The organism is Salipiger mangrovisoli, assembly GCF_015223355.1.
Lineage (GTDB): Bacteria > Pseudomonadota > Alphaproteobacteria > Rhodobacterales > Rhodobacteraceae > Salipiger > Salipiger mangrovisoli.
In genome coordinates this window covers 105477-129636 of record NZ_JADFFK010000015.1, presented here as the reverse complement: position 1 = coordinate 129636, position 24160 = coordinate 105477, and the positions used below count along the sequence as shown (strand labels likewise).

25 protein-coding genes and 1 tRNA gene are annotated in these 24160 nt (G+C 66.3%); 13 read left to right on the top strand and 13 right to left on the bottom strand.

From position 1 onward, the window contains the following. Positions 1-7: 7 nt before the first annotated feature. The 9 genes from IQ782_RS19185 (at position 8) to IQ782_RS19145 (ending at position 9239) form a co-directional block, all read left to right on the top strand. Positions 8-1327 (top strand): replication-associated recombination protein A, encoded by a 1320-nt coding sequence (locus tag IQ782_RS19185; RefSeq protein ID WP_194136279.1) that lies wholly within the window; start codon positions 8-10, stop codon positions 1325-1327. A gap of 175 nt (positions 1328-1502) precedes the next feature. Further along, positions 1503-1880: a fluoride efflux transporter CrcB gene (gene crcB, locus IQ782_RS19180; protein WP_194136278.1), complete on the top strand. Its 378-nt coding sequence runs from the start codon at positions 1503-1505 to the stop codon at positions 1878-1880. Further along, positions 1877-2929, top strand: coding sequence for an RluA family pseudouridine synthase (locus tag IQ782_RS19175; RefSeq protein ID WP_194136277.1), 1053 nt, complete (start codon positions 1877-1879; stop codon positions 2927-2929). The genes crcB and IQ782_RS19175 overlap by 4 nt, the downstream gene beginning before the upstream one ends. A gap of 4 nt (positions 2930-2933) precedes the next feature. Then, positions 2934-3611: an HAD-IA family hydrolase gene (locus IQ782_RS19170; protein ID WP_194136276.1), complete on the top strand. Its 678-nt coding sequence runs from the start codon at positions 2934-2936 to the stop codon at positions 3609-3611. Then, a complete protein-coding gene (locus IQ782_RS19165; protein ID WP_194136275.1) occupies positions 3608-4321 on the top strand; it encodes an ATP12 family chaperone protein in 714 nt (237 codons plus the stop codon). The genes IQ782_RS19170 and IQ782_RS19165 overlap by 4 nt, the downstream gene beginning before the upstream one ends. A gap of 197 nt (positions 4322-4518) precedes the next feature. Further along, a complete protein-coding gene (locus IQ782_RS19160) occupies positions 4519-5538 on the top strand; it encodes an amino acid ABC transporter substrate-binding protein (RefSeq protein ID WP_194136274.1) in 1020 nt (339 codons plus the stop codon). A gap of 158 nt (positions 5539-5696) precedes the next feature. After that, entirely contained in the window at positions 5697-7121 is a 1425-nt protein-coding gene (locus IQ782_RS19155; RefSeq protein WP_194136273.1) for an amino acid ABC transporter permease, read from the top strand. A 1-nt stretch (position 7122) separates the two neighbouring features. Next, positions 7123-8439, top strand: coding sequence for an amino acid ABC transporter permease (locus IQ782_RS19150; protein ID WP_194136272.1), 1317 nt, complete (start codon positions 7123-7125; stop codon positions 8437-8439). 11 nt (positions 8440-8450) lie between these two features. After that, entirely contained in the window at positions 8451-9239 is a 789-nt protein-coding gene (locus tag IQ782_RS19145) for an amino acid ABC transporter ATP-binding protein (RefSeq protein ID WP_277347875.1), read from the top strand. 371 nt (positions 9240-9610) lie between these two features. On the opposite strand, the gene IQ782_RS19140 is transcribed toward IQ782_RS19145, so the two are convergent. From IQ782_RS19140 to rpmH, 11 genes are all read right to left on the bottom strand, one after another. Next, on the bottom strand, positions 9611-10099 hold the full coding sequence (locus IQ782_RS19140; RefSeq protein WP_194136271.1) for a SixA phosphatase family protein: 489 nt from the start codon (positions 10097-10099) through the stop codon (positions 9611-9613). Next, positions 10096-10776: a ferredoxin gene (locus tag IQ782_RS19135; RefSeq protein ID WP_194136270.1), complete on the bottom strand. Its 681-nt coding sequence runs from the start codon at positions 10774-10776 to the stop codon at positions 10096-10098. The genes IQ782_RS19140 and IQ782_RS19135 overlap by 4 nt, the downstream gene beginning before the upstream one ends. Continuing rightward, positions 10773-11666 carry an acetylglutamate kinase gene (gene argB, locus IQ782_RS19130; protein ID WP_194136269.1) on the bottom strand — a complete coding sequence of 298 codons (894 nt, stop codon included), beginning with the start codon at positions 11664-11666 and terminating at the stop codon, positions 10773-10775. Before argB ends, IQ782_RS19135 begins: the two co-directional genes overlap by 4 nt. A 78-nt stretch (positions 11667-11744) precedes the next feature. After that, positions 11745-12401, bottom strand: coding sequence for a ribosome biogenesis GTP-binding protein YihA/YsxC (yihA, locus tag IQ782_RS19125; protein ID WP_194136268.1), 657 nt, complete (start codon positions 12399-12401; stop codon positions 11745-11747). After that, on the bottom strand, positions 12398-13141 hold the full coding sequence (locus tag IQ782_RS19120) for an MOSC domain-containing protein (RefSeq protein WP_194136267.1): 744 nt from the start codon (positions 13139-13141) through the stop codon (positions 12398-12400). Before IQ782_RS19120 ends, yihA begins: the two co-directional genes overlap by 4 nt. Then, entirely contained in the window at positions 13138-14964 is a 1827-nt protein-coding gene (yidC, locus tag IQ782_RS19115; protein ID WP_194136266.1) for a membrane protein insertase YidC, read from the bottom strand. Before yidC ends, IQ782_RS19120 begins: the two co-directional genes overlap by 4 nt. A gap of 266 nt (positions 14965-15230) precedes the next feature. Then, on the bottom strand, positions 15231-16706 hold the full coding sequence (locus tag IQ782_RS19110) for an EAL domain-containing protein (protein WP_194136265.1): 1476 nt from the start codon (positions 16704-16706) through the stop codon (positions 15231-15233). A gap of 148 nt (positions 16707-16854) precedes the next feature. Continuing rightward, a complete protein-coding gene (ttcA, locus tag IQ782_RS19105) occupies positions 16855-17745 on the bottom strand; it encodes a tRNA 2-thiocytidine(32) synthetase TtcA (protein ID WP_194136264.1) in 891 nt (296 codons plus the stop codon). 8 nt (positions 17746-17753) lie between these two features. Next, the gene (yidD, locus tag IQ782_RS29860; protein WP_338092612.1) at positions 17754-17975 is read right to left on the bottom strand and encodes a membrane protein insertion efficiency factor YidD; all 222 of its coding nucleotides are present in this window, start codon (positions 17973-17975) and stop codon (positions 17754-17756) included. Further along, positions 17972-18382, bottom strand: coding sequence for a ribonuclease P protein component (gene rnpA / locus IQ782_RS19095; protein WP_240989409.1), 411 nt, complete (start codon positions 18380-18382; stop codon positions 17972-17974). Before rnpA ends, yidD begins: the two co-directional genes overlap by 4 nt. A 115-nt stretch (positions 18383-18497) precedes the next feature. Further along, positions 18498-18632 (bottom strand): 50S ribosomal protein L34, encoded by a 135-nt coding sequence (rpmH, locus tag IQ782_RS19090; RefSeq protein WP_066102660.1) that lies wholly within the window; start codon positions 18630-18632, stop codon positions 18498-18500. 348 nt (positions 18633-18980) lie between these two features. Between rpmH and IQ782_RS19085 the strand changes: the two genes are divergently transcribed. The 4 genes from IQ782_RS19085 to IQ782_RS19070 all read left to right on the top strand — a co-directional run bounded on the left by IQ782_RS19085 (position 18981) and on the right by IQ782_RS19070 (position 22703). Further along, positions 18981-19721 carry a TVP38/TMEM64 family protein gene (locus IQ782_RS19085; protein ID WP_194136262.1) on the top strand — a complete coding sequence of 247 codons (741 nt, stop codon included), beginning with the start codon at positions 18981-18983 and terminating at the stop codon, positions 19719-19721. A 19-nt stretch (positions 19722-19740) separates the two neighbouring features. Continuing rightward, complete coding sequence (locus IQ782_RS19080; RefSeq protein WP_194136261.1) at positions 19741-21159, top strand: dihydrolipoyl dehydrogenase family protein; 1419 nt, start codon at positions 19741-19743, stop codon at positions 21157-21159. Positions 21160-21178: 19 nt separating this feature from the next. After that, on the top strand, positions 21179-22561 hold the full coding sequence (locus tag IQ782_RS19075) for a sensor histidine kinase (protein WP_194136260.1): 1383 nt from the start codon (positions 21179-21181) through the stop codon (positions 22559-22561). Between the two features lie 65 nt (positions 22562-22626). Then, a tRNA-Arg gene (locus IQ782_RS19070) sits at positions 22627-22703 on the top strand. A gap of 78 nt (positions 22704-22781) precedes the next feature. On the opposite strand, the gene IQ782_RS19065 is transcribed toward IQ782_RS19070, so the two are convergent. Together IQ782_RS19065 and IQ782_RS19060 are read right to left on the bottom strand one after the other, a co-directional pair. Beyond that, positions 22782-23477 (bottom strand): CbiX/SirB N-terminal domain-containing protein, encoded by a 696-nt coding sequence (locus IQ782_RS19065; protein WP_194136259.1) that lies wholly within the window; start codon positions 23475-23477, stop codon positions 22782-22784. Positions 23478-23574: 97 nt separating this feature from the next. Then, complete coding sequence (locus IQ782_RS19060; protein WP_194136258.1) at positions 23575-24135, bottom strand: DUF4202 domain-containing protein; 561 nt, start codon at positions 24133-24135, stop codon at positions 23575-23577. Positions 24136-24160: the final 25 nt, after the last annotated feature.

Below are 24160 nucleotides of genomic sequence, written 5' to 3'. Positions count from 1 at the left end.
TGCGCGATTGGCCGATCTCTTCGACGATCCCACGGGCGCCAGCCCCAAGCCCGAGCGGAGCGGTCCTCGCCCGCTGGCGGACCGGCTGCGCCCGCGGGCGCTCGGCGAGGTGATCGGCCAGCAGCAGGTGCTCGGCCCAGAGGCGCCGCTCGGCGTCATGCTCGCCTCGGGCGCGCTCTCGAGCCTGATCTTCTGGGGGCCGCCCGGCGTCGGCAAGACCACCATCGCGCGGCTGCTGGCGGATGCCACCGATCTGCATTTCGTCCAGATCAGCGCCATCTTCACCGGCGTGCCGGACCTGAGAAAGGTCTTCGAGGCCGCGAAAATCCGCCATCGCAACGGCTCCGGCACGCTGCTCTTCGTCGACGAGATCCACCGTTTCAACAAGGCGCAGCAGGATGGCTTCCTGCCGCACATGGAGGACGGCACCATCCTCCTCGTCGGGGCCACCACCGAGAACCCCAGCTTCGAACTCAACGCGGCGCTGCTGTCGCGGGCGCAGGTGCTGGTGCTGGAACGGCTCGCGCGGGATGATCTCGAGCGCCTGGCGCAGCGCGCCGAACAGGACCTGGGCCGCCCCCTCCCGCTCGACGCGGCGGCCCGCGCGGCGCTCTTGGAAATGGCCGACGGCGACGGGCGGGCGCTGCTGAACCTGATCGAACAGATCATGGCCTGGACCGTCGTGGCCCCGCTCTCCACCGACGCGCTCTCGTCCCGCCTGATGCGCCGCGCCGCGCAATACGACAAGTCAGGCGACGGCCATTACAACCTGATCTCGGCGCTGCACAAATCGGTGCGCGGCTCGGACCCGGACGCCACGCTCTACTGGTTCGCGCGCATGCTCGAAGCCGGCGAGGATCCGCGTTTCCTCGCCCGCCGCATCACCCGCATGTCGGTCGAGGACATCGGCCTTGCAGACCCGCAGGCGCAGGCGATCTGCCTGCAGGCCTGGCAGACCTACGAGCGGCTCGGCTCGCCCGAAGGCGAGCTGGCGCTGGCGCAGGCGCTGGTCTACCTCGCGCTGGCGCCGAAATCGAACGCCACCTACGTCGCCTACAAGGCCGCCCGCGCCGCCGCGAAGAAGACCGGTTCGCTGCCGCCGCCCAAGCACATCCTCAACGCGCCGACCCGGCTGATGAAGGAGCAGGGCTACGGCAGCGGCTACGCCTATGACCACGACGCCGAGGACGGATTCTCCGGCCAGGACTACTTCCCCGAGGAGATCGGCCGGCGCAGCTACTACACCCCTGTGGAACGCGGCTTCGAGCGCGAGCTGAAGAAGCGCCTCGACTATTTCGTCAAGCTGCGCCGCGAGCGGAACGGCTGATCTTCTTTTAGGCGGAAATATCCCGGGGGAGTCGCGGCACGGCCGCGGCGGGGGCAGAGCCCCCACCCGGTGCCGCGTGTGCCGGGGGCGCGCACATGGCGGCCATGCGCCGCGGCACTGGCTCCGAACCCCCGAGAATCTTGACATTCCGCGCCCCCTCGCACATGTCCCGCGGATGATCCTCACGGTTTTACAGGTCGCGCTCGGCGGAGCGCTCGGCGCCAGCGGGCGCTATCTGACCGGCCTCGCCATGGCGCGGCTGCTGGGCAAGGGATTCCCCTGGGGGACGCTGACGGTGAACATCCTTGGCTCCTTTGCCATGGGCGCGCTCGTGGTGATCCTTGCCAATACCGCGGGCAACCGCTTCGCGCCCTTCCTGATGACGGGCGTGCTGGGCGGCTTCACCACCTTCTCGGCCTTCTCGCTGGATTTCGCGACGCTCTACGAGCGCGGCGACATCGCGCAGGCAGGCCTCTATGTGGCGGTCTCGGTGGCCGTCTCGCTGGCGGCGCTCTTTGCGGGGTTGTCCGTCACTCGGAGTTTCTTTGCATGAGCCGCGTTCAGACAGTCACCGTGGGGCCGGGCGACGGCGATCAGCGCCTCGACCGCTGGCTCAAGCGCCATTTCCCGCATGTCCCGCAGGGCCGCATCGAGAAGATGTGCCGCAAGGGCGAGATTCGCGTCGATGGCGGCCGGGCCAAGGCCTCGACCCGGCTCGCCGTGGGCAACCAGGTGCGCATTCCGCCGCTGCCGGAGCCCGAGGAGATGGCCAGGATCGCCGCGGTGCCGAAATCCAAGGTTTCGGATGCCGACACCAAGCTGATCCAGTCCTGCGTGCTGTGGAAGGATGATCACATCATCGCCCTGAACAAGCCGCCGGGCATGCCGACGCAGGGCGGCTCGAAGCAGACGCGCCACGTTGACATGCTCTCGGAGGCGCTGAAGTTCGGCTACGACGAGAAGCCGCGGCTGGTGCACCGGCTCGACAAGGACACCTCGGGCGTGCTGCTGCTGGCGCGCACCCGCGAGATGGCGCAGGGGCTCACCGCCGCGATCCGCCACAAGGAGACGCGGAAGATCTACTGGGCGCTGGTCGCGGGCGTGCCGACGCCCTACCTCGGCGAGATCAAGTACGGGCTGGTCAAGGCCGGCGGCCACGGTGCCTCGGGCGAGGGCGAGAAGATGCGCGCGATCCACCCGCGCGACATCGACAGCACCCCCGGCGCCAAGCGTGCCCACACGCTTTATGCCACGCTCTACCGCGTTGCGGGGCGGGCGAGCTGGGTGGCGATGGAGCCCGTGACGGGCCGCACCCACCAGCTGCGCGCGCATATGGCCGAGATCGGCCACCCGATCATCGGTGACGGCAAATACGGCGGCTCGGGGCAGGAGAACCTCGGCGATGGCTGGGGGGCGCAGCTCGGCGGCATCATTTCGAAGAAGCTGCACCTGCACGCGCGCTCGATGACCTTCCTGCACCCGGCCACCAAGAAGCCGGTCACCGTGACCGCGCCGCTGCCCGAGCACATGGCGCAGAGCTGGGAGACCTTCGGCTGGACCGAGGACCTGGCCGCCGACGACCCCTTCGAAGAGCTGCACTGATCCCATGGACCTCAAGCTGATCATCTTCGACGTCGACGGCACGCTGGTCGACAGCCAGGCGGATATTCTCGCCTCGATGCGCGGTGCCTTTGCCGAGGTCGGCATGGAGGCCCCGAACCGCGAGGAGATCCTCGGCATCGTCGGCCTGTCGCTGCCCCTCGCGATCGCCCGGCTGGCGCCGGAGGCCGATGCCGCGACGCTCGAGGTGATGGTCGAGGGCTACAAGCAGAGCTACATGCGCCTGCGCACCGCCAATGGCACCGAGGCCAGCTCGCCTCTCTACCCGAACGTACGCGAGGTGCTGGACGCGCTGCACGCCCGGCCCGAGTGGCTGCTCGGCATCGCCACCGGCAAGTCTCGCCGGGGGCTCGACCGGCTGGTCGACGGGCACGGCATCCGCAACCTCTTCGTCACCCAGCAATGCGCCGACGATCATCCCTCGAAGCCGCATCCCGCGATGATCGAGGCGGCGCTGGCCGAGGCCGGGGTCGAGCCGCATCAGGCGGTGATGCTGGGCGACACCAGCTTCGACATGGACATGGCGCGCGACGCCGGGGTCCACGGCATCGGCGTCAGCTGGGGCTATCACGACCGCGCGCGGCTCGCCTCCGCGCGCACGATCATCGACGACATCCGCGCGCTTCCGGCGCTGCTGGACCAACTCTGGAGCCAAGCCGCATGAGCGAATGGGCCCCCCGCCGCTTCTACAAGGACGCCACGGTCGAAGAGGCCGAGGGCGGTTTCATCGTGCATCTCGATGGTCGGCCGCTGCGGACGCCGGGCAAGGCCGCGCTGGTGGTGCCGACGCGGGCCATTGCCGAGGCCATGGCCGGAGAATGGCGCGCGCAGGAAGAAAAGATCGACCCGCGCACCATGCCCTTCACCCGCACCGCCAACAGCGCCATCGACAAGGTCGCGCCGCAGCACCCCGAGGTGGCCGACATGCTCGCGGAATATGGCGACAGCGACCTGCTGTGCTACCGCGCCGAGAGCCCTGCCGAACTGGTGGCGCGCCAGGCCGCGCAGTGGGATCCGCTGCTGGAGTGGGCGGCCCGCGAGATGGATGCCCGCCTCGAGCCGCGTGCCGGCATCATGCATGCCCCTCAGCCCGAGGAGGCATTGCGCGTTCTGGCCGAGCGCACACATGGGTTCAGCGCGTTCGAGCTGGCGGCTTTCCACGACCTCGTGGCGCTGACCGGTTCGCTGGTGCTCGGCTTCGCTGCCACCGGAACTCTGTACCCCGCCGAGGACCTCTGGGCGCTGTCGCGGCTCGACGAGACCTTCCAGGCGGAGCTTTGGGGCGAGGATGAGGAGGCGCAGGAGGCGGCTGAAATCAAGCGTCAGGCTTTCCTTCATGCGCATCGGTTTTTCGCCCTCTGCCAAGCTGCCTAATCTCAAGCCTCCGCAGGAATCCTTGCGTAAGATATGGGCATTTGCTTGCCTTTTTCGCGTCGCACCGGCTTGACCTCGCCAAAACTTTCCTCCCAAACTCGCCTCAGCACAGGGAGGGAGCCCCTGGCTGAATAAGGTGATCCAGCAAGGATCAGGAAACCGGCCTATGAGGGGCCGGACAACAGGAAGAGGTTAACATGAAAAAGACCGTAACTCTCGGCGCTCTGACCGTCGCCGCATTCGCGGCCGGCGCAGCCGGCGCCGCGACCCTGGACGACGTGAAAGCGCGCGGGGAGCTGAAGTGCGGTGTGTCGACGGGTCTCGCCGGTTTCTCGGCACCCGATGCAAACAACGTGTGGCAGGGCTTTGACGTGGCGTACTGCCGCGCGCTCGCCGCAGCGGTCCTCGGCGACCCGAACAAGGTCGCCTTCACGCAGACCACCGGCCAGACCCGCTTCACCGCGCTGGCATCCGGCGAGATCGACGTGCTGGCCCGCAACACCACCTGGACCTTCTCGCGCGACGTCGACCTGAAGTTCGAATTCATCGGCGTGAACTACTACGACGGCCAGGGCTTCATCGCTCCGAAGTCGCTGGGCGTGGCCTCGGCCAAGGAACTCGACGGCGCGACCGTCTGCATCCAGACCGGCACCACCACCGAGCTGAACCTCGCGGACTTCTTCCGCGCCAACAACATCAGCTACGAGCCGGTCCCGATCGAGACCAACGCAGAAGCGCAGCAGCAGTACCTTGCCGGTGCCTGTGACGTCTACACCACCGACGCCTCGGGCCTCGCCGCCACCCGCGCCACCTTCGAGAACCCCGCAGATCACGTGATCCTGCCGGAAATCATCTCGAAAGAGCCGCTCGGTCCGCTCGTCCGCCACGGCGACAACGAGTGGGGTGATATCGCCCGCTGGACCCTCAACGCGCTGATCGCGGCGGAAGAATACGGCGTGACCTCGGCCAACATCGCGGAGCTGTCCTCGGCCCCGACCAACAACCCCGAGATCAACCGTCTGCTCGGCACCGAGGGTGAACTGGGCGCGATGCTCGGCCTCGACAACGAGTGGGCCAAGCGCGCCATCATGGCGGGCGGCAACTACGGCGAGATCTTCGAGAAGAACATCGGCGAAGCCACCCCGATCGGCCTGTCGCGCGGCCTGAACGCGCAGTGGACCGAAGGCGGCCTGCTCTACAGCCCGCCCTTCCGCTGATACCGGACTTGGCGAGGGGCGCAGGGACAACCTGCGCCCCTTTCCGCCTTCTAAAGACACATTCGCCTTCATAAAACGAAAGCGCGCTTCCGGCAGGGCAGACGGTGGAGCAACCACCGCAGCATCCTTCGGTGACGGGAGCGTCCGGGGAGAATTAAATGGCGACCATCTCGGATCCGCCGGAGCGTGGCTTCCGGCTCAATCAGCTTATCTTCGACACGCGCTATCGCTCGATGACCATCCAGGTCGTCGCGATGATCTTGATCGGGCTGCTGCTGTCGTGGCTGATTTCCAACACCATTCACAACCTCGAGGCCTTGGGCAAGGACTTTGACTTCGGCTTTCTGTCGCAGCCTGCGGGCTATGACATCAACCAGCAGCTTATCGACTACAACAACCAGATGACCCACGGGCGCGCCGCGTTGGTGGGCATTCTCAACACGCTGCTGGTGGCGGTGCTGGGCTGCGCCCTTGCCACCGTTCTGGGCGTGGTCGCGGGCGTGCTGCGGCTGTCGAACAACTGGATCGTGTCGCGGCTTGCGGCGGTCTACGTCGAGGGCTTCCGCAATGTCCCGCTGCTGCTGTGGATCGTTCTGATCTTCGCACTGATGACGGAATCCATGCCGTCGCCCCGCGATTTCCGCGGCGAGGACGGCTCGTCGATGCTGCTAGGCGAAAGCGTGGCGATCACCAACCGCGGGGTCTATATCCCCAACGTGGTGTTCAGCCGATCGCTCGGTGGCAACGAGGTTGCCGCGCCCGAAGCGCCGGCCGCCGCAGCCGCCACGCCAGGCACCAACATGGCCGGCACCTACGGCGCGAGCCGCATCGCAACGGGGGGCGCCGGCGTGCAGACCGGGCAGGCCAACGCGCCCGATGCCTCGGGCGGGGACGCGGGCGGCGCAGCGGCTGCAGGCGGTGAGGTCATCCCGACCTCCTCGGGCTGGGACTGGCTGCTGATCCTCGCGGTGGTCATCGCGGGCGTCTTCGGGGCCAAGGTTCTCGGCAAGCGCGCCGCGCACATCCAGGAAGCCACGGGCAAGCGCCCGATGACCCTGCCGCTGCAGATCGCCGCCATTCTCGTGCCGCTGATCGTGGTGCTGGTCGCGCTCGGAGCCTCGCTCGACAAGCCCGAGCTGGGCGGCTTCAACTTCGACGGTGGCGTGCACCTGCGCAACTCGCTGATCGCCCTGTGGCTGGCCCTGTCTCTCTACACCGGCGCCTTCATCGCCGAGATCGTGCGCGGCGGCATCCTTGCCATCTCCAAGGGGCAGACCGAGGCCGCTTATGCGCTGGGGCTGCGTCCGGGCACGACGATGAACCTGGTGATCCTGCCGCAGGCGCTGCGGGTGATCATCCCGCCGCTGATTTCGCAGTTCCTCAACCTCACCAAGAACAGCTCGCTGGCGATTGCCGTCGGGTACATGGACGTTCGCTCCACCCTGGGCGGCATCACCATCAACCAGACCGGCCGCGAGCTCGAAGGCATGCTGCTTCTGGGCTTGTTCTACCTGGTGCTGAGCCTGCTGATCTCGGGCGTGATGAACGTCTACAACTCCTCCGTGAAGCTGAAGGAGCGGTGAGATGAGCGATACACATGCACAGACCGTCGCCTTTGTCCGCGACACCATGCTCGACCAGAAGGATCCGCCGCTGAACCAGGTCGGCGCGGTGAAGTGGATCCGCGAGAACCTGTTCTCCGGCTGGCTCAACATCCTGCTTACGCTGGCCTCTCTCTGGGTCGTCTACGCGGTGCTGAGCCACTTGCTGCCCTGGGCGCTGCGCGGCGTCTGGGACGCCTCGAACCTCACGCAATGCCGCGAGATCATTGCCGAGCGCTACGGTGCCGGCACGTCGGCCGCGTGCTGGGCGGTGCTGACGGAACGCTGGCCGCAGCTGATCTTCGGCTTCTACCCCAAGGAGCTGTACTGGCGTCCGATCCTGGCGTTCCTGATCTTCCTCGCCGCCGTCGCCCCTGTGCTGTTCAGCGCGGTGCCGCGCAAGATGCTCTGGGTCTCGGCCCTCGCACCCTTCGTGCTGTTCTGGCTGATCTGGGGCGGATCGCTCTGGGGGCCGATCGCGGCCATCCTCGGCTTCGTCATCGGCTGGGCGATCCTGACCTTCGCAGCGCCGAAGATTGGCACACTGCTCGCGGTGATCCTCGCGATCGTGGTGCCTCTCTTCTACTGGCTGGTGATCTGCGGCCCGCTGTCCGATGCGCTGGCCTCGGTGGTGCCGCTGTCGCTGCGCGCCGTGGCGACGCAGAAGATGGGCGGCTTCCTGCTGGCCACGATCATCGGCGTGTCGGGCATCGTCCTGTCGCTGCCGCTGGGCATCCTGCTGGCGCTCGGGCGGCAGTCGGACATGTTCATCATCAACAAGTTCTCGGTTGCCTTCATCGAGATCATCCGCGGCGTGCCGCTGATCGTCTGGCTGTTCACCGCGTCCTTGCTGCTGAACTACTTCCTGCCTCCGGGCACCAACTTCGACCTGATGCTGCGCGTCATCATCATGGTGACGCTCTTCTCGGCGGCCTATATCGCCGAGGTGGTCCGCGGCGGTCTCGCCGCGCTGCCGAAGGGCCAGTACGAGGCCGCCGACGCGCTGGGTCTCGATTACTGGAAATCGATGCGGCTGGTCATCCTGCCGCAGGCCTTGAAGATTTCGATCCCCGGGATCGTGAACACCTTCATCGGCCTGTTCAAGGATACCACGCTGGTCGTTTTCATCGGCCTTCTCGATCCCATTGGCCTTTCCAGCTCGATCCGGGCGACCACCGATTGGAATGGCGTCTATTGGGAACTCTTCGTCTTTATCGGCCTCTGCTTCTTCGTCTTCTGCTTCAGCATGGGCCGCTATTCGCTCTTCCTCGAGAAAAAGCTCCGTAGAGAGCACCGCTAAGGAGACCTTTTATGTCTGAACTTGCAACACGCGAAGTCGATCGCAGCCAGATGAAGGTCTCCGACGAGGTGGCCATCCAGATCACGAAGATGAACAAGTGGTACGGGACCTTCCACGTGCTGCGCGACATCGACCTGACCGTCTACCGCGGAGAGCGGATCGTGATCGCCGGGCCGTCGGGATCGGGCAAGTCGACGATGATCCGCTGCATCAACCGCCTGGAGGAACACCAGGCGGGCAGCATCGTCGTCGACGGCATCGAACTGAGCTCGGATCTGAAGAATATCGACAAGATCCGCTCCGAGGTCGGAATGTGCTTCCAGCACTTCAACCTCTTCCCGCACCTCACAATTCTCGAGAACTGCACGCTCGCGCCGATCTGGGTCCGCAAGATCCCGAAAAAGCAGGCGGAAGAGACCGCGATGCATTTCCTCGAGAAGGTGAAGATCCCCGAACAGGCGCACAAGTACCCCGGCCAGCTCTCGGGCGGTCAGCAGCAGCGCGTGGCGATTGCCCGCTCGCTGTGCATGAAGCCGCGGATCATGTTGTTCGACGAACCGACCTCGGCGCTCGACCCGGAGATGATCAAGGAAGTGCTCGACACGATGGTCGAACTGGCCGAGGAGGGGATGACCATGCTCTGCGTCACGCACGAAATGGGATTCGCCCGGCAGGTCGCGAATCGGGTCATCTTCATGGATGCCGGGCAGATCGTTGAGCAGAATGAGCCCGAGGAATTCTTCAATAATCCGCGGCACGAGCGGACGAAACTCTTCCTCAGCCAGATTCTCGGCCACTAATCCACAAAGAATCTGATTAATATTTGCGAGTCCCGATAAATTTGGGGCTCGTTTTTTTGTCGCTTGTGTTACAGTCCGTTACGAAGCGCCATGATTTGGCGCGAATTCGGTCACAGATCGAAAAGAATCTGTACCGGTTTCCATGAGGGGTCTTGCGCTTTGTGGTCGCCCGAGTGTCGCCCGAGGTCGGATCGCCATAGGGGAGGATGTGCGATACGACACGGCTGACCCGGACCATGCTACGTCGGGGCCTTCGCAACGTGACCGGCTACAGCGGCGCTCGCGATCCTTTGGGAGGGGGATCGCGGGCGTCACTCATTTCAGCCGCGCGTTTCCTGGGGAAAGGCTGCCCGGCGACCGCTTTCTCGGGATCACATCAAGTCGCGCGGCACGGTGAAGGCGTGGCTGTCCGCGGTGCCTGCCTGCGCGTCTTGCCATCCGTCGATGTCGAAATCGGCGACCAGGGTCGCGCCGGTGGGATAGGCGGCGAACTTGGGATGATCCGGCGCGTGGCGAACGATGCCATTCGCGAATTCCGCGATCCCCGGATTGTGCGCCAGCATCAGCACCGTATCGCCGTCCGCCGCCTGAAGGCTCTTCAGCAGGGTCGAGGGGCCGGCAAGGTAGAGACGATCCTCGAAGCGGACGGGCACATCTGCAAGCGACAACAGATCCAGCGTCTCGCGGGTGCGGGCGGCGGAGGAGCAGAGCACCTGATCCGGCAGGATGCCCTCGGCGCGCAACCATTTGCCAAGTGCGACGGCGCTCTTGCGGCCCCGTTCATTAAGGGGCCGTGCGTGATCCGGCATGCCCACCGACCAGTCGGATTTCGCATGGCGCATGAGAATGAGCCGTTTCATGAGGTGCTCCCTGTCTCCGGCTGCCAGTGTTCCATGAACGAGGCCATGTGGAAAGCGGCCTGCGCCGGTGGTCGCTGCATCCGGGCCGAGGCGGGGCAGGCGCGGCGGACAAGACAGCCCTGGGTGCGGCACTCCGTGCCCGTGTGGCTGCGCAGGTGGGCCTGGCAGGACCCGACATCATAGGGTGCCCCGGAGCCGAGCGCGCCGACCGGACAGGCAGTGCGGCAGGGCTGAGGGCAGGCCGGGCAGGGAGAGGCTCCGCCGGTCGGCAGCGGCAGCCGCTCGGGCAGGGCGATCGCACCGCGATAACTGATCAGCAGCCCCGCGCGCGGATGGACGAGAAGCCCCGGAGGGGAGGCAAAGGCCTCACCGCTCGCCCGTGCCCATGCGAAGAAGGAGGGGTAGGGCGGCCCGTCCGAGGGAAAGATCGCCGTGCCGCCCATGCGCTCCGACAGTCGTCCGATCACCCGCTTCGACCAGCGGTCCATCGGCTCGGGGATGCCGCCTAGGTATTCTGGAGAGGCCGAGAAGATCGGCCAGAAACGCGGCTCGTCCGGGCCGAGCAGCAGCAGGGTTCCGCATCCTTCGGGCGTGCCGTCACCGGGCGCGGGGTGGAAGGCGCCGCGCAGGGCAAGGCCTTCCGTCCGCGCCGCAGCGTCGATCTCGCGAAGGGTCACGTACGCGGGCGCGCCGGCTCCAGGTCAGCGCGGCGGATCAGCGAACCGGCGCCATGCTCGGTGAAGAGCTCGAGCAGGCAGGCGTTGGGCACGCGCCCGTCGAGGATGACCACGGCGCGCACGCCGTCCTCGACCGCCTTCAGCGCGGTCTCGGTCTTGGGGATCATGCCGCCGGCAATGGTGCCGTCCTCGGTCATGGCGCGGACATCCTCGGGGGTCATCTGGGTGACCACCTCGCCGTCTTTGTTCTTCACGCCCGATACGTCGGTCAGCAGCAGCAGGCGATCGGCCTTCAGTGCCCCCGCCAGCGCACCCGCGGCGGTGTCGCCATTGACGTTGAAGGTCTCGAGATAGTCCATGCCGGTGGCAACCGGCGCCACGACGGGGATGATGCCCGCGGCAAAAAGGTCGTGCAGCACCTGCACGTTGCACTCGACCGGACGGCCGACGAAGCCAAGTTCCGGATCATCCGCCTCGCAGACGATGAGATCGTCATCCTTGCCCGACAGGCCCACGGCGCGGCCGCCCTCGTCCATGATCGCCTGCACGATGCGCTTGTTCACGAGGCCGGTCAGCACCATTTCGACCACCTCGACGGTGGCCTGATCGGTGACGCGCTTGCCGCGCTTGAACTCGGACTGGATGTTCAGCTTGGCGAGCATGTCGTTGATCATCGGGCCGCCGCCGTGCACCACCACCGGGTTCACCCCGACCTGTCGCATCAGCACGATGTCCCGCGCGAACTCTGCCATGGCGTCTGTGTCGCCCATCGCGTTGCCGCCGAACTTCACCACCACGATCGCGCCCGTGTAGCGCTGCAGGTAGGGCAGGGCTTCGTTGAGGGTGCGGGCGGTGGCGATCCAGTCTCGGTTCATCGTCTGCTTCTTCATCTAGGGTGCATCCTTGATGCGGGGAACATCTCTGCTTGGCAGAACTAGTCCCAACAACGCGGATTGCGAAGGGGAAATTCAGGAAAGCCCGTTGATGATCGCGCGGAGCGTGGGAATGCCCTCGCCTTTTTCCGAGCTGGTCAGCACGATCTCGGGGTAAGCTGCGGGATGTTTCGAGAGCTTGCCGCGGACCTGATCGAGAATCTTCGCCAGATCGCTGGTCTTCAGCTTGTCGGTCTTGGTCAGCACGGCCTGGAAGGTCACGGCGGACTTGTCGAGCAGGTCCATGATCTCCTCGTCCACGGCCTTCACGCCATGACGCGCGTCGATCAGCACGAAGGCGCGCCGCAGCGAGACCCGGCCCGAGAGGTATTGCTTGAGCAGCCGCTGCCACTTCTCGACCACCGCGACCGGCGCATTGGCAAAACCGTAGCCCGGAAGGTCGACGAGGTAGTGGCTCTCGTTCAGCGTGAAGAAGTTGATCTCCTGCGTCCGGCCCGGCGTGTTCGAGGCGCGGGCAAGGCCCTTGCGGCCGGTCAGCGCGTTGATCAGGCTCGACTTGCCGACGTTGGAGCGCCCGGCGAAGCAGACCTCGGGGCGGTCGTCGGGCGGCAGCCCGTCCATGGCGACCACGCCCTTGAGGAATTGCACGTCGCCGGCAAATGCCTTGCGCGCGGCTTCGCGGGCTGCGTCATCGGGATCTTCGGCGATGGGGAAGGGAAGGGGGGTCGTCACAGCAGGGTCACCTCGTCGTCATGGGCGATCTCGCCGCCTATCGTCACTTCGGCCTGCACCGAGAAATCCGTGTGTCCCCAGTGACGCAGCGCGGCCAGCGTATCCGCATCGCGCGCGCCTGTCTCGGGGTTTGCGGTGGTGGCGGCGCAGCGGCCGGTCCGTTCGCGCACGACGAAGGTCGCGCCGCCGATGCGAATCTCGCGTCCGACCCAGTCCCACTCGGCCCAAGGCTCGATTCCGTCGAGCCAGATATTGCCGCGCCAGCGGTGGATCGACAGCGGCTGGCCGATCTGTGCCTCGACCGCGCGGTGCGAGGCCATGTTGCAGATCGTGATCGAGGGGAAGGGCGCATCGGTCATGCCGCGCGCCTGCGCGCGGACGAGCCGTGCCGACTGCGTCCGGTCCTCGGGCATCAGCGGGCGTACCCAGTCGATGAGAGCATCGCCGTCACGGTCGGGATCGATGGTCAGGTCGGGGCGGTCCGGGTGGTGCAGGGTGATGGTGCCCGCCGCCTCGTCCAGCTTGGCGCGGATCGCCATGAGCTGGGGCGCCTTGGCGCCCCGGCTGAAGTTGCCGCAGCGGACCCATTCGGATCCATCCGCGTCCGAGAGCGCGTGCGCCACCGCCCAGGCCCGGTCGTAGGGCAGGCACTCATGGGCACGCAGGGTCACCCGGTCCAGCGCCTCGCGGCCATGGGCCTTGATCGGGTGGCGCCAGATTTGGGTGACCCGTCCGCTCATTTGCCGCCCGACTTCGCGTCCTTGGGCTTGCGCTTGAAGGTCGACTTGATGTTGCCGAAGACGTCAGGCTTGGCCCCGTGGCTGCGCATGATCAGGTACTGCTGGGTGAAGGTGATCGTGTTGTTGGTGATCCAGTAGAGCACCAGGCCCGAGGCGAAGCCGCCGAGCATGAACATGAACACCCAGGGCATCCAGGCAAAGATCATCGCCTGCGCAGGGTCGGTCGGCGTCGGGTTCAGCTTCTGCTGCAGGAACATCGAGATGCCCAGCAGGATCGGCAGGATGCCGATGAAGATCAGCGCCAGCGTCGTGCCTGCCTCGGGCGCTGCCCAGGGCAGCAGGCCGAAGAGGTTGTAGAGCGAGGTGGGATCCGGTGCCGAGAGATCCTGGAACGGGCCGAAGAAGGGCGCGTGGCGCAGCTCGAAGGCGACGAAGATCACCTTGTAGAGCGAGAAGAAGATCGGGATCTGCAGCAGGATCGGCAGGCAGCCCGAGGCCGGGTTGACCTTCTCGCGCTTGTAGAGCGCCATCATTTCCTGCTGAAGCTTCTGGCGATCGTCGCCCGCCTTTTTCTTCAGCTCTTCCATCTGCGGCTGCAGTTCCTTCATCTTGGCCATCGAGACGTAGGACTTGTAGGCCAGCGGGAAGAGAATCGCCTTGAGGAAGATGGTCAGGGCGATGATCGACACGCCCATGTTGCCGATCCACTGGTGCAGGTGGTGCAGCAGCCAGAAGATGGGCTTGGTGAGGAAGAAGAACCAGCCCCAGTCAATGCTGTCGACGAAGCGGTCGACGCCCTGCTCCTGGTACTCGTTGATCACTTCCCAGACCTTGGCACCCGAGAACATGCGGGTCGAGACCTCGACGGTTGCGCCGGGGGCGATGGTCTGCGTCGGCAGAACCACCTCGGCCTGGTAGATGTCGGTGCTTTCGTTGTAGCGGATCGCCTGGCGGTAGCTGGTGCCACTGTCCGGGATCAGCACGGTTTCCCAATAGTGCTCGGTGAAGCCGATCCAGCCGTTTTCAGAGACCTGATAGGTTTCGGCGCGGGTCCGGTTCTGCGCGTCGGCGTCGAAATCGCGGATCTTCTTGTATTTGTTCTCGCCGAGCGTGCCGTCGGTCATCGAGATCGCGCCCTCGTGCAGCACGAAGAAGTTCTTGAGATCCGAAGGCTCGCCGTGGCGGGCAAGCATGGCGTAGGGCGCCGCCGAAACCTCGTTGCCCGAGGTGTTCTCGACCGACTGGGTCACACGGAACATGAATTTTTCGTCGACGGTGAAGGTGCGACGGAAGATCAGGCCGGCGGGGCTGTCCCAGCGCAGCGTGACCGGGCTGTCGACCTTCAGCACGTCACCGCTCTCGACCGACCATTCGGTGTTGCGATCCGGAACGTCGGTCGCGGTCAGCCCGTTGCCATGGGCCCAGCCGTAAACGGCGTAATAGGGGTTCGCGCTGCCCACGGGCTCAAGCAGCTGCACCACGGGCGAGCTTTCGTCGTTGGTCTCGTGGTACTGGCTGAGTTTCAGGTCGTCGATCCGGCCGCCGGTGAGGGCGATGGAGCCGATCAGGTTCGGCGCGTCGATGTCGATGCGCGCGGTGTCCAGCGTGGCCGCGGGCGCGGCGGTGGTTCCCGTCGCGGGGGCGGGGGCGTCGGTGCTCGCCGCGGGCGCGGTCACGCCGGGCGCGGTCTCAAGCGTCTGCTCGGTGGTCTGGGCCGTCTCGTCCACCGTGGCTTCGGGTGGCGGGAAGAGTACGAACCAGACGAGGATCACGACGAAGCTCAGCGCCGTGGCGATGAGCAGATTCTTGTTCTGATTGTCCATGCGAAAGACCGCCACCTGTCCTTGGAAAGTCAAAGCCGGGTTCAACAGGGCGGACCCCCAAAGGTCAAGCCGAATCGTGCCCCGCATGGGGGTTTGTCGGCGTTTCGAAGCAGGGAGCGTGGCGTTATTCGGGGGGTGGCGGCATGGGTACAGCGGATGCGGCGGGGCAATCGGCATTTGCACTCCGCCACTTCCGCGCTCGGCGGCGACCTTTCGGGTCTCGCGGCGCGAGGCCGAGTTGGCGAGGCTCCTGCGTGGCGGTGGGGTCAGCGGTTGCCGCGGCCGAGCTTCTGCGCTTCGGCGATGTGCAGCGCGTGTTCGCGGGCCCATTCCGCCAGCTGCGGGGCGGGCATCGGACGCGCGATGCCGAATCCCTGTGCGTGATCGCAGCCGAGCTGGGCAAGCAGCGCGTGTTCGCCACTGCTTTCGACGCCCTCGGCCACGGTTTCCAGCCCCAGCCGGTCAGCAAGCCCCAGCACCGCGGCCAGCATGCGCCGCTGATCCTCGCTGCGATCGATGCGCGTGACGAAGCTCCTGTCGATCTTCAGCCGGTGGACGGTGACCTTGCGCAGCGCGCCGATCGACGTGTGGCCGGTCCCGAAGTCATCAAGGTCGATGCGGCAGCCGAGGCGTGCAAGATCGGAGATGTTGCGCGCGATGATGCCAACGGAGCTTTCGGCGATCACCGTTTCGAGCACTTCGATGCCCAGGCGGCTCGCTGGAAATCCGAAGCGGTCGAGATCCCATTTCAGCCGATCGACCAACCGGGGGTTGCGCAGCTCGACGTCCGAGAGGTTGATGCTGACGCGGGGGATATGCAGCCCCTCGGCATCCCAGTTTCGCAGCGCGGTGAGGCTGTGGTGCAAGACCGCCTCGCTCAGTTGGTCGAGGCGCCCCGAATCGTGCAGCGCGTCGAGGAAGCGGGCGGGCGGCACAATGCCCTGCTGCGGATGCATCCAGCGCACCAGCGCCTCGACGCCGCTGATCTCGCCTGTCGAGGTGCACAGCTGCGGCTGGTACCAGGGCTGGATCTGCCCCTTGGCCAAGGCGGCCTCGACCTCGGACAGGAGGGCGCTGCGGGCGCGCCGCTCGGCGCGCATCCCCTCGCTCCAGGCCCGGATGGCCGAGGGGGCATTGTCCATCGCCTCGCGCAGCGCCGCCTGGGCGCAGTCGAGCATATCGGTGCCATCTGCGCCCGCGCGCAGCCGGGCCGAGCCGCAGAAGCCCACAGCGACGGACAGGTAGTGCACCCCGGTATCTGTGGCGGCGGGCTCTTCCAGCCCGCGCTGAAGCCGGTCGGCAAGGGCAAGCAGCGCTTCGAGGTCGAGCCGCAGGCTGGGCGAGATCAGCGCCATGAAGCGGGAATCGCCAATGCGGAGCGCGCTGTCCTCGGGGCGCAGCAAGTCGCGCAGCCGGTTCAGGAAGAGCAGGCGCAGCGTTTCGGCCACTTCCTCGCCCATGCGGCGCGAGATCGTCTCCAGTCCCTCGGCCTCGAACAGCAGGCAGGCGGTGTGTAGCTGCGCGCTCCGGGCCTGCTCGAAGCTCTGCTCCGCAAGCTCCTGTGCCATGGCCATGCTGACCAGATCGCGGTCGCGGCGATCCTGCCCGCGGAGGGCGGTCGGATGTTCGGTGGTCAGAAAGAGGCCGTAGACAAGCGGGATCAAAAGCGAAAGCGCCAGCAGGATCGGCTCGCCGCCGATCCAGAACCCGGCAAGGGACAGTGCCGGGACAAACGCGAGCATATGCGGTCCAAAGACCCAGCGCCGTAGCTGCGCGCGCGCTTTCGCGACCTTCGGCAGCTGAAACTTATGTGCGAGATCCGGCGGCATGGTCCGCCCCCTGCATCGTCAGAGACAGACCAAGATCTAGCGCAAGAGGGTAAGGCTTCGCTTAACGCAGGTCGGGAATCCCGTCATCGGCATCCGGTGCGCGCTTGGTCATGTCGCGCATCAGCCCGGCGAAGTCGAAGAGCTTGGGATCCATCATGTGCGAGGGGCGGATGTTGGTCAGCGCCTTGAACATCACCTGCCGGCGGCCGGGGGAGTTCTTTTCCCAACCATCGAGGATCTGCTTCACCTGCTGGCGCTGCAGCCCGTCCTGCGAGCCGCAGAGGTCGCAGGGGATGATCGGGTAGTTCATCGAGCGGGCGAATTTCTCGCAATCGGCCTCGGAGACATGCGCCAGCGGGCGGTAGACGAAAAGGTCGCCCTCCTCGTTGACCAACTTCGGCGGCATGGTCGCAAGCCGCCCGCCGTGGAAGAGGTTCATGAAGAAGGTCTCGAGGATGTCGTCGCGGTGGTGGCCCAGCACGACCGCCGAGCAGCCTTCCTCGCGGGCAATGCGATAGAGGTTGCCGCGGCGCAGACGCGAGCAGAGCGCGCAGTAGGTCCGGCCCTGCGGCACCTTGTCCATGACGATCGAATAGGTGTCCTGATACTCGATCCGATGCGGCACACCCATCTTCTCGAGGAACTCGGGCAGCACCGTCGCGGGAAAGCCCGGCTGGCCCTGGTCGAGGTTGCAGGCGAGGATTTCGACAGGCAGCAGCCCGCGCCACTTGAGTTCGTGCAGGACTGCCAGCAGGGTGTAGGAATCCTTGCCGCCCGAGAGACACACCAGCCATTTCGGCAAGGAGCCATCCTCGCGGCGCTCGATCATGCCGTATTGTTCGACCGCCTCGCGGGTGTTCTGCACGATGCGCTTGCGCAGCTTCTTGAACTCGGTGCTCTTCGGGGCACCGTAGAACAGCGGGTGGATGTCGTCGGCGTCGTCGTCGAACATGGGCGGCCTCAATCGGGGACGTTGTCGATGCCGGACCCGCCGAGCGGGTGGCAGCGCAGGATGCGGCGGAGGGTCAGGTAAGAGCCCTTGATGGCGCCGTGCTTCTCGAGCGCCTCGAGCGCATAGGCCGAGCAGCTCGGCTGGAAGCGGCAGCCATGGCCGACCCAGGGCGAGAAAATCAGGCGGTAGGCGCGGACGGGCAGGGCGGCGATATGCGCGAGCGGGCTCACGACTTCGGGGCCCGCGGCTTTCGCGGCGCGTGGATTTGGCGGATCGCCTGCGCAAGGTCGCCCTGCAGCGCGGTGAACTCGCGCGCCGCCGTCGCCTCGGCGCGGCCGATCAGCACGTAATCCCATCCCGGCTTGCCCAACTCGGGCAGGCCAAGGCGTGCGATCTCGCGCAGCCGGCGCTTGGCGCGGTTGCGGGCGACGGCATTGCCGACCTTCTTGGAACAGGTGAAGCCGACGCGGATCAACTCCGAGCCGTCGTCGCGGTAGCGTGCCTGCAGCAGGAAGGACGGCACCGGCTGCCGCCGGGCGCGCGCCGCCGCGAGGAAATCGCTGCGCTTGCGCAGGACCTCGAGTTTCGGGCTGTCCTTTGCCGTCAGGCCATCGCCGTCGGCTTTGCCTGTGTTCATATCGCCAGTGCCTGTGTCCGCACGCGTGCCAAGCGCAAAGGCCGCCTCGGTCTCTACCGAAGCGGCCTTGGCCGGTGTCTTGTGCACACGCTCCGCCATGGGCAGAGCGCGCGACTCAGGCGCTGAGCTTCTTGCGGCCGCGGCCGCGGCGCGCGTTCAGAATCGCGCGGCCGGCTTTGGTCGCCATCCGGGCACGGAAGCCGTGGCGGCGCTTGCGAACGAGGTTCGAAGGCTGAAAGGTGCGTTTCATCGCGCTCTTCTCCGTCTGATCTGGCCTCGGGCGAGGCCGGTCTGTCTACATGGTCTCATTGCTGCCTGCGGCGTCCGCCCGGTGTGCCAGTGGATTGGCAGCAAGAGCTTACATCACAGACGGCCCCGCGGATTCGCCGGGCCGGGTCATTCGAGTGCCGTGCTATAGGCAGGAGTGGCCCCCGTGTCAAACCTCTATCCGGTCACCGCCGCAAGATTTCCGGTAAGGCGCGCTGCATCTCCCGATCACCGTTCCGGGCACAGGTCCGGGCCGTGCTCCGTGATGACTGACGATCAAGGCCGCGTGAAAGGGCTGTGCTCGGACGATTCCCCGCGCCATTCTAGGAACATGACAGATCCGGCACCGAACTCACCCGCGCCCAGAGCGCGATGGCTGCGCCACCTTCCGCTTGCGCTGATTGCGCTTGTGGCGGTGATCGGTGCGGCGACGCTGCGCGATTACATCAGCTTCGACACGCTGCGCGAGAATCGCGCCGCGCTGCTGGAGCTGAGGGACGGCAACTACCTGCTCATGGCGGGGGGATTCGTCGCCGCCTACGTGGCCATCGTCGCCTTCTCGCTGCCGGGGGCGGCGGTTGCCTCGGTCACCGGCGGCTTTCTCTTCGGCCTAGGGCCGGGCACCGCGCTCAACGTGCTCTCGGCCAGCCTTGGCGCGGTGGCGATCTTTCTCGCCGCCCGCGCCGGGCTGGGGCAGGTGCTTGCCGCCCGGTTCGACGCCTCGGAGGGGCGACTCGGCAAGCTGCGCGACGGGCTGCGGCAGAACGAGATCAGCGTGCTTCTGCTGCTGCGTCTGGTGCCCGCGGTGCCTTTCTTCGTGGCAAACCTGCTGCCCGCGCTGGTCGGGGTGAGGCTGTGGAACTTTGCGTGGACCACCGCATTGGGCATCATTCCCGGAGCGCTGGTCTTCACCTCGATCGGGGTGGGCGTCGGGTCGGTCTTCGACCGCGGCGGGACGCCGGACCTGAGCCTGCTCTGGGCACCGCAGGTCATCGGGCCGCTGCTGGGGCTTGCCGCGCTGGCGGCCCTGCCGATCATCCTGCGCGCCTGGCGCGCACGCAAGGGCATCTGAGATCAAGGGTAGGGGTGACATGGAAACGATTCGGACCGACCTTCTGGTCATCGGTGCGGGCTCTGGCGGGCTTTCGGTCGCGGCGGGCGCGGTGCAGATGGGGGCCAGTGTGGTTCTGGTCGAGCGCGGCGAGATGGGCGGGGACTGCCTGAACTACGGCTGCGTGCCGTCCAAGGCGCTGATCGCCGCCGCGGCGCAGGCCCATGTGGCGCAGACCTCGGCGGCATTCGGAGTCGATCTCGACCGGCCGAAGGTCGATTGGCCGCGCGTCCGCGCGCATGTGCAAGAAACCATCGCGCGCATCGCCCCGGTGGATTCGCAGGAGCGCTTCGAGGGGCTCGGCGTGCGCGTCATTCGCGACCACGCCCGCTTTGTGTCGGACCGCGAGGTGGAGGCGGGTCGCTGCAGGATCGCTGCACGCCGCATCGTGCTGGCCACCGGATCAGCCGCGGCGGTGCCGCCGGTGCCGGGCCTGGCCAATGTGTCCTTCATGACCAACGAGACCCTGTGGGATTTACAGGAGCTCCCCTCGCACCTGCTGATCCTTGGCGGCGGGCCGATCGGCATGGAGATGGCGCAGAGCTTCCGTCGTCTCGGTGCGCAGGTCACCGTAGTCGAAGGCGCGAAGGCCCTCGGCCGCGAGGACCCGGAGATGGCGGCCATCGTGCTCGACCGCCTGCGCGGCGAAGGGGTGACGATTCTCGAAGGCGAGACGGTCTCGTCCGCCAGCCAGCAGGGCAGCGCCATCGAACTGCGACTCAGCGGCGGTGGGAGCCTGACCGGATCGCATCTGCTGGTCGCGGCCGGACGGCGGGCGAACACCGAAGGGCTCGGACTGGCAGTGGCGGGCATAGAGACCACCAAGACGGGCCTCCGGGTGGACGCCGGTTTGCGCACGACCAATCGCCGGGTCTACGCCATCGGCGATGCGGCTGGCGGCATGCAGTTCACCCATGTTGCGGGCTACCATGCAGGCATCATCCTCCGCTCGGCGCTCTTCGGCCTGCCGGCAAAGGCCACGACCGACCATATCCCACGCGCCACCTATACCCGACCCGAACTGGCCCATGTCGGTCTGAGCGAGGTCGAGGCACGACAGCGATTCGGCGGAAAGCTCGAGGTCCTGCGCGCGGCACTCTTGCACAATGATCGCGCCATCGCAGAGCGCGAGACGGCGGGATTGGCCAAGGTGATGGTGCACAGGGGACGCCCGGTGGGCGCGACGATCGTCGGCCCACAGGCGGGGGACTTGATATCGACTTGGGCGCTGGCGATCTCGGCAAAAACCAAGATTGGGCAGATCGCGGGCATGGTTGCGCCCTATCCGACGCTGGGGGAGCTTAACAAACGGGTTGCCGGATCCTATTTCACACCCAGATTGTTTGAAAACCGCACGGTCAAGGCTGTTACACGAACAGTTCAACGCCTGCTTCCCTGAAAGCTTAAGACTGCTCTAGATGTTCAACTCGCTCTCAGGCCGCTTTCTGGTTCTCACGACCGTTTTCGTGATGCTGGCCGAAGTGCTGATCTTCGTGCCCTCGGTGGCGCGTTTCCGTGAGGATTTCCTCACCGACCACCTTGAGCGCGCGCAGATCGCGTCGCTTGCGCTGCTTGCCGACGACGTTCTGGCCCCCGAACTGGAGGCCGAGCTCTTGGACAATGCCGGGGTCTACAACGTCGTGCTGCAACGCGACGAGCGGCGCGAACTGGCCCTCTCGTCGCCGATGCCGAGCTCGGTTGATGAAACCTACGACCTGCGCGAGGCCGGGCCGCTGATTCTCATGCGGGATGCATTGCTGCGCCTCGCCGACACCAAGCCGCGGCTGATCCGCGTGCTGGGTTATCCGAAGGATGACGGCGGCGAGCTGATCGAGGTCACCATGGACAGCCTGCCGCTGCGCACGGCGATGATCGACTTCGGGCTCGGCGTGCTGCTGGTCTCGGCGCTGCTGTCGCTGATCACCGCGCTGCTGCTCTTCCTGGCGGTGCGCGTGCTGCTGGTGAAGCCGATCAAGGGCGTGGTTGGCCACATGCAGCGCTACGCCGAGGATCCCGAAGACGCGCGGCGCATCATCACCCCCGTCGCCAGCGTGCGCGAGATCCGCGAGGCCGAGGAGGCACTGAAGTCGCTCGAGACGCAGCTGTCGCAGTCGCTGCGGCAGAAGGAGCGGCTGGCGCAGCTTGGCGGCGCGGTGGCGCGGGTCAGCCACGACCTGCGCAACATCCTCAGCTCGGCGCAGCTCTTCACGGACCGCATCGAGATGTCCGAGGATCCCGCGGTCAAGCGCATGGCTCCGAAGCTGGTCAGCTCCATCACCCGCGCGGTCTCGCTCTGCGAGACGACGCTGGCCTTCGGCAAGGCCGAGGAGCCCGCGCCGATGCTGACTCAGTTCAACCTTGCTGAACTGGTCAACGAGGTGCTCGAGGCCGAGCGGCTGGCGATCGGCGAGCATGAGGTCAGCCTATCCGAAGACATTCCCGCCTCGATGCAGATTCGCGGCGATCCCGAGCAGATCTACCGCGCGATTGCGAATCTTGTGCGCAATGCCCGGCAGGCGATCACCGGCTCGGGCGAGGAGGGGGAAATCGCCGTTTCGGCCCGCGTCGAGGAGGATGCCTGGATCATCAAGGTCACCGACACCGGCCCAGGCCTCCCGCCGAAGGCGCGGGAACACCTGTTCCAGCCATTCCAGGGCGGCGCGCGCAAGGGGGGCGCGGGACTCGGTCTGGCCATTGTCGCCGAGCTGGTGCGGAATCACGGTGGGAAACTTCAACTCCTGCGCTCCGATCAGCACGGGACATGCTTCGAAATTCGCCTTCCCACGGGTGACTTAGGGTAAGATTGGAAATTTCTTCGAAATCGCTCTTGCGCATCCTCCGAACAAACTCTAAACCCCGCCCTCACGGACCGATAGCTCAGCTGGATAGAGTACTTGACTACGAATCAAGGGGTCGGGGGTTCGAATCCTCCTCGGTCCGCCACTCCCCACCGGGGGACGGCAAAAAAGAAGGCCACCGCAACGCGGTGGCCTTCTTTTTTGTCCCTGAGAGGTCCGTGGTTCACGAGGCGTTGGATTGCGTTTCAAGGCTTTGCGCGATCAGTTCCGGAGTTTCCTGCCAGTCGATGAACGCGGGCAGAACAGGTCCCGAGAAGCCCGCCTGTTGCAGTGCTCCGGGCACGTCCTCCAGCATGTGACCTGCGTTGAGCGCGAATTGCGGCAGGCAGATCGCCTGAGTGAGTCCGCGCGCCGACTCGTGCAGGAAGGGCGGCTCCTCGACGTAGCCGGCGCGCGCTTCGGCGAATCCTATCTTGGACTTCAGCGCGGCGGCAAAGTCGCGGGCGCTTTCGGCGCTGGTGCGGGAGACAGCGCTGCCGTGCGCCGCAACCAGCAGCGTCGTTGCATCCGCTTGCCAACCCCGGCCTGCCAGCTCCCGGCGCAAGGCGTGAGCGGCGCTCTGCACCAGCGCAGGCTCTGTGCCGAAGGGCTCGAGCACCCGCAGGCCCAGCGGCGCGGCACGTTCGGCGAGCACCTTCTTGGTGAAATAGCCGCGCGCCATGAAGTAGGGGTAGATCCACGGCGTCCCGAGCTCCGCGACCGCCGCGTCAAAGGCGCCCTCCTTGGCCAATGTCGCCCCGCCGATGCGCCAGCCGGGCAGCAGAGCGCCCACGCGTGCGGCAAGGTCCCTCAGCGCCGCTTCCTGCGGATCGGGATCGGACGGGCTGCCGTGGGCGATGATGAGGGCGGATCGGGTCATGTCTTCAGGTCTCGATGCTCTGTCCTGCGGCGCAACCTAGCGCCGCAGGAGTTTTCGAAAACTCCTGCAAGTTCCTTCGAAGGAACTTGCGCGACGCTCAGTCGCGGAAGGCTTCGGCCAGCGGTTCTGGCAGGTCGAACTCCTGCAGCACGCGGGCGCGGCCCTCGGCAGACATCTTCAGCGCGGTCTTCTCGACGATGCGCTGCAGCCCATCGGCGTCGCGGCCCTCGGCGAAGGGCGAGAAGTACCACTTGAGGAAGGTGAAGCAGATCACGTCCTCCAGCGCCTGCACCTCGGCGTCGCGCTTTATGCCCTCCTTGCGCAGCAGCACGCCGACGCGTTCCTGCGCCTCAGCGTCATACCCCGCCTTCGACATCATCCCGGCCAGGCGCGCGCCGTGGCGGCGGCCCTGCTCCTTGCGCCAGGCGAAATAGCCGGGGCGGTCCATCGGGAAGGAGTCCCGTGGCAGCAGCCAGCGCTCGACATGCTGGCCGCGGGCCGCGATCTGCAAGACCTCCGAAGCCTCGGGAAAGAGCCGCGCCAGTTCCGCGCTCATGCGCGTTCCATAGAGCAGGGCGGCAGGCTGACCCTCTTCCCGGTTCGGGTCCTGCGCATTGGCGGAATCGATCTCGGACAGGACATCTTCAAGCGCGCTCATGGCCGGTCTCCTTCGCGAGTATGGG

Coding starts and splice junctions, on each gene's coding strand:
- IQ782_RS19175 (WP_194136277.1), top strand. CDS start 1,877: ATGAGCCGCGTTCAGACAGTCACCGTGGGGCCGGGCGACGGCGATCAG.
- IQ782_RS19080 (WP_194136261.1), top strand. CDS start 19,741: ATGGAAACGATTCGGACCGACCTTCTGGTCATCGGTGCGGGCTCTGGC.
- IQ782_RS19120 (WP_194136267.1), bottom strand. CDS start 13,141: ATGAGCGGACGGGTCACCCAAATCTGGCGCCACCCGATCAAGGCCCAT.
- IQ782_RS19150 (WP_194136272.1), top strand. CDS start 7,123: ATGAGCGATACACATGCACAGACCGTCGCCTTTGTCCGCGACACCATG.
- IQ782_RS19075 (WP_194136260.1), top strand. CDS start 21,179: ATGTTCAACTCGCTCTCAGGCCGCTTTCTGGTTCTCACGACCGTTTTC.
- IQ782_RS19155 (WP_194136273.1), top strand. CDS start 5,697: ATGGCGACCATCTCGGATCCGCCGGAGCGTGGCTTCCGGCTCAATCAG.
- rpmH (WP_066102660.1), bottom strand. CDS start 18,632: ATGAAACGCACCTTTCAGCCTTCGAACCTCGTTCGCAAGCGCCGCCAC.
- IQ782_RS19110 (WP_194136265.1), bottom strand. CDS start 16,706: ATGCTCGCGTTTGTCCCGGCACTGTCCCTTGCCGGGTTCTGGATCGGC.
- argB (WP_194136269.1), bottom strand. CDS start 11,666: ATGAAGAAGCAGACGATGAACCGAGACTGGATCGCCACCGCCCGCACC.
- crcB (WP_194136278.1), top strand. CDS start 1,503: ATGATCCTCACGGTTTTACAGGTCGCGCTCGGCGGAGCGCTCGGCGCC.
- IQ782_RS19170 (WP_194136276.1), top strand. CDS start 2,934: ATGGACCTCAAGCTGATCATCTTCGACGTCGACGGCACGCTGGTCGAC.
- rnpA (WP_240989409.1), bottom strand. CDS start 18,382: ATGAACACAGGCAAAGCCGACGGCGATGGCCTGACGGCAAAGGACAGC.
- IQ782_RS19060 (WP_194136258.1), bottom strand. CDS start 24,135: ATGAGCGCGCTTGAAGATGTCCTGTCCGAGATCGATTCCGCCAATGCG.
- IQ782_RS19165 (WP_194136275.1), top strand. CDS start 3,608: ATGAGCGAATGGGCCCCCCGCCGCTTCTACAAGGACGCCACGGTCGAA.
- IQ782_RS19140 (WP_194136271.1), bottom strand. CDS start 10,099: ATGAAACGGCTCATTCTCATGCGCCATGCGAAATCCGACTGGTCGGTG.
- yidC (WP_194136266.1), bottom strand. CDS start 14,964: ATGGACAATCAGAACAAGAATCTGCTCATCGCCACGGCGCTGAGCTTC.
- ttcA (WP_194136264.1), bottom strand. CDS start 17,745: ATGTTCGACGACGACGCCGACGACATCCACCCGCTGTTCTACGGTGCC.
- IQ782_RS19085 (WP_194136262.1), top strand. CDS start 18,981: ATGACAGATCCGGCACCGAACTCACCCGCGCCCAGAGCGCGATGGCTG.
- IQ782_RS19065 (WP_194136259.1), bottom strand. CDS start 23,477: ATGACCCGATCCGCCCTCATCATCGCCCACGGCAGCCCGTCCGATCCC.
- IQ782_RS19160 (WP_194136274.1), top strand. CDS start 4,519: ATGAAAAAGACCGTAACTCTCGGCGCTCTGACCGTCGCCGCATTCGCG.
- IQ782_RS19145 (WP_277347875.1), top strand. CDS start 8,451: ATGTCTGAACTTGCAACACGCGAAGTCGATCGCAGCCAGATGAAGGTC.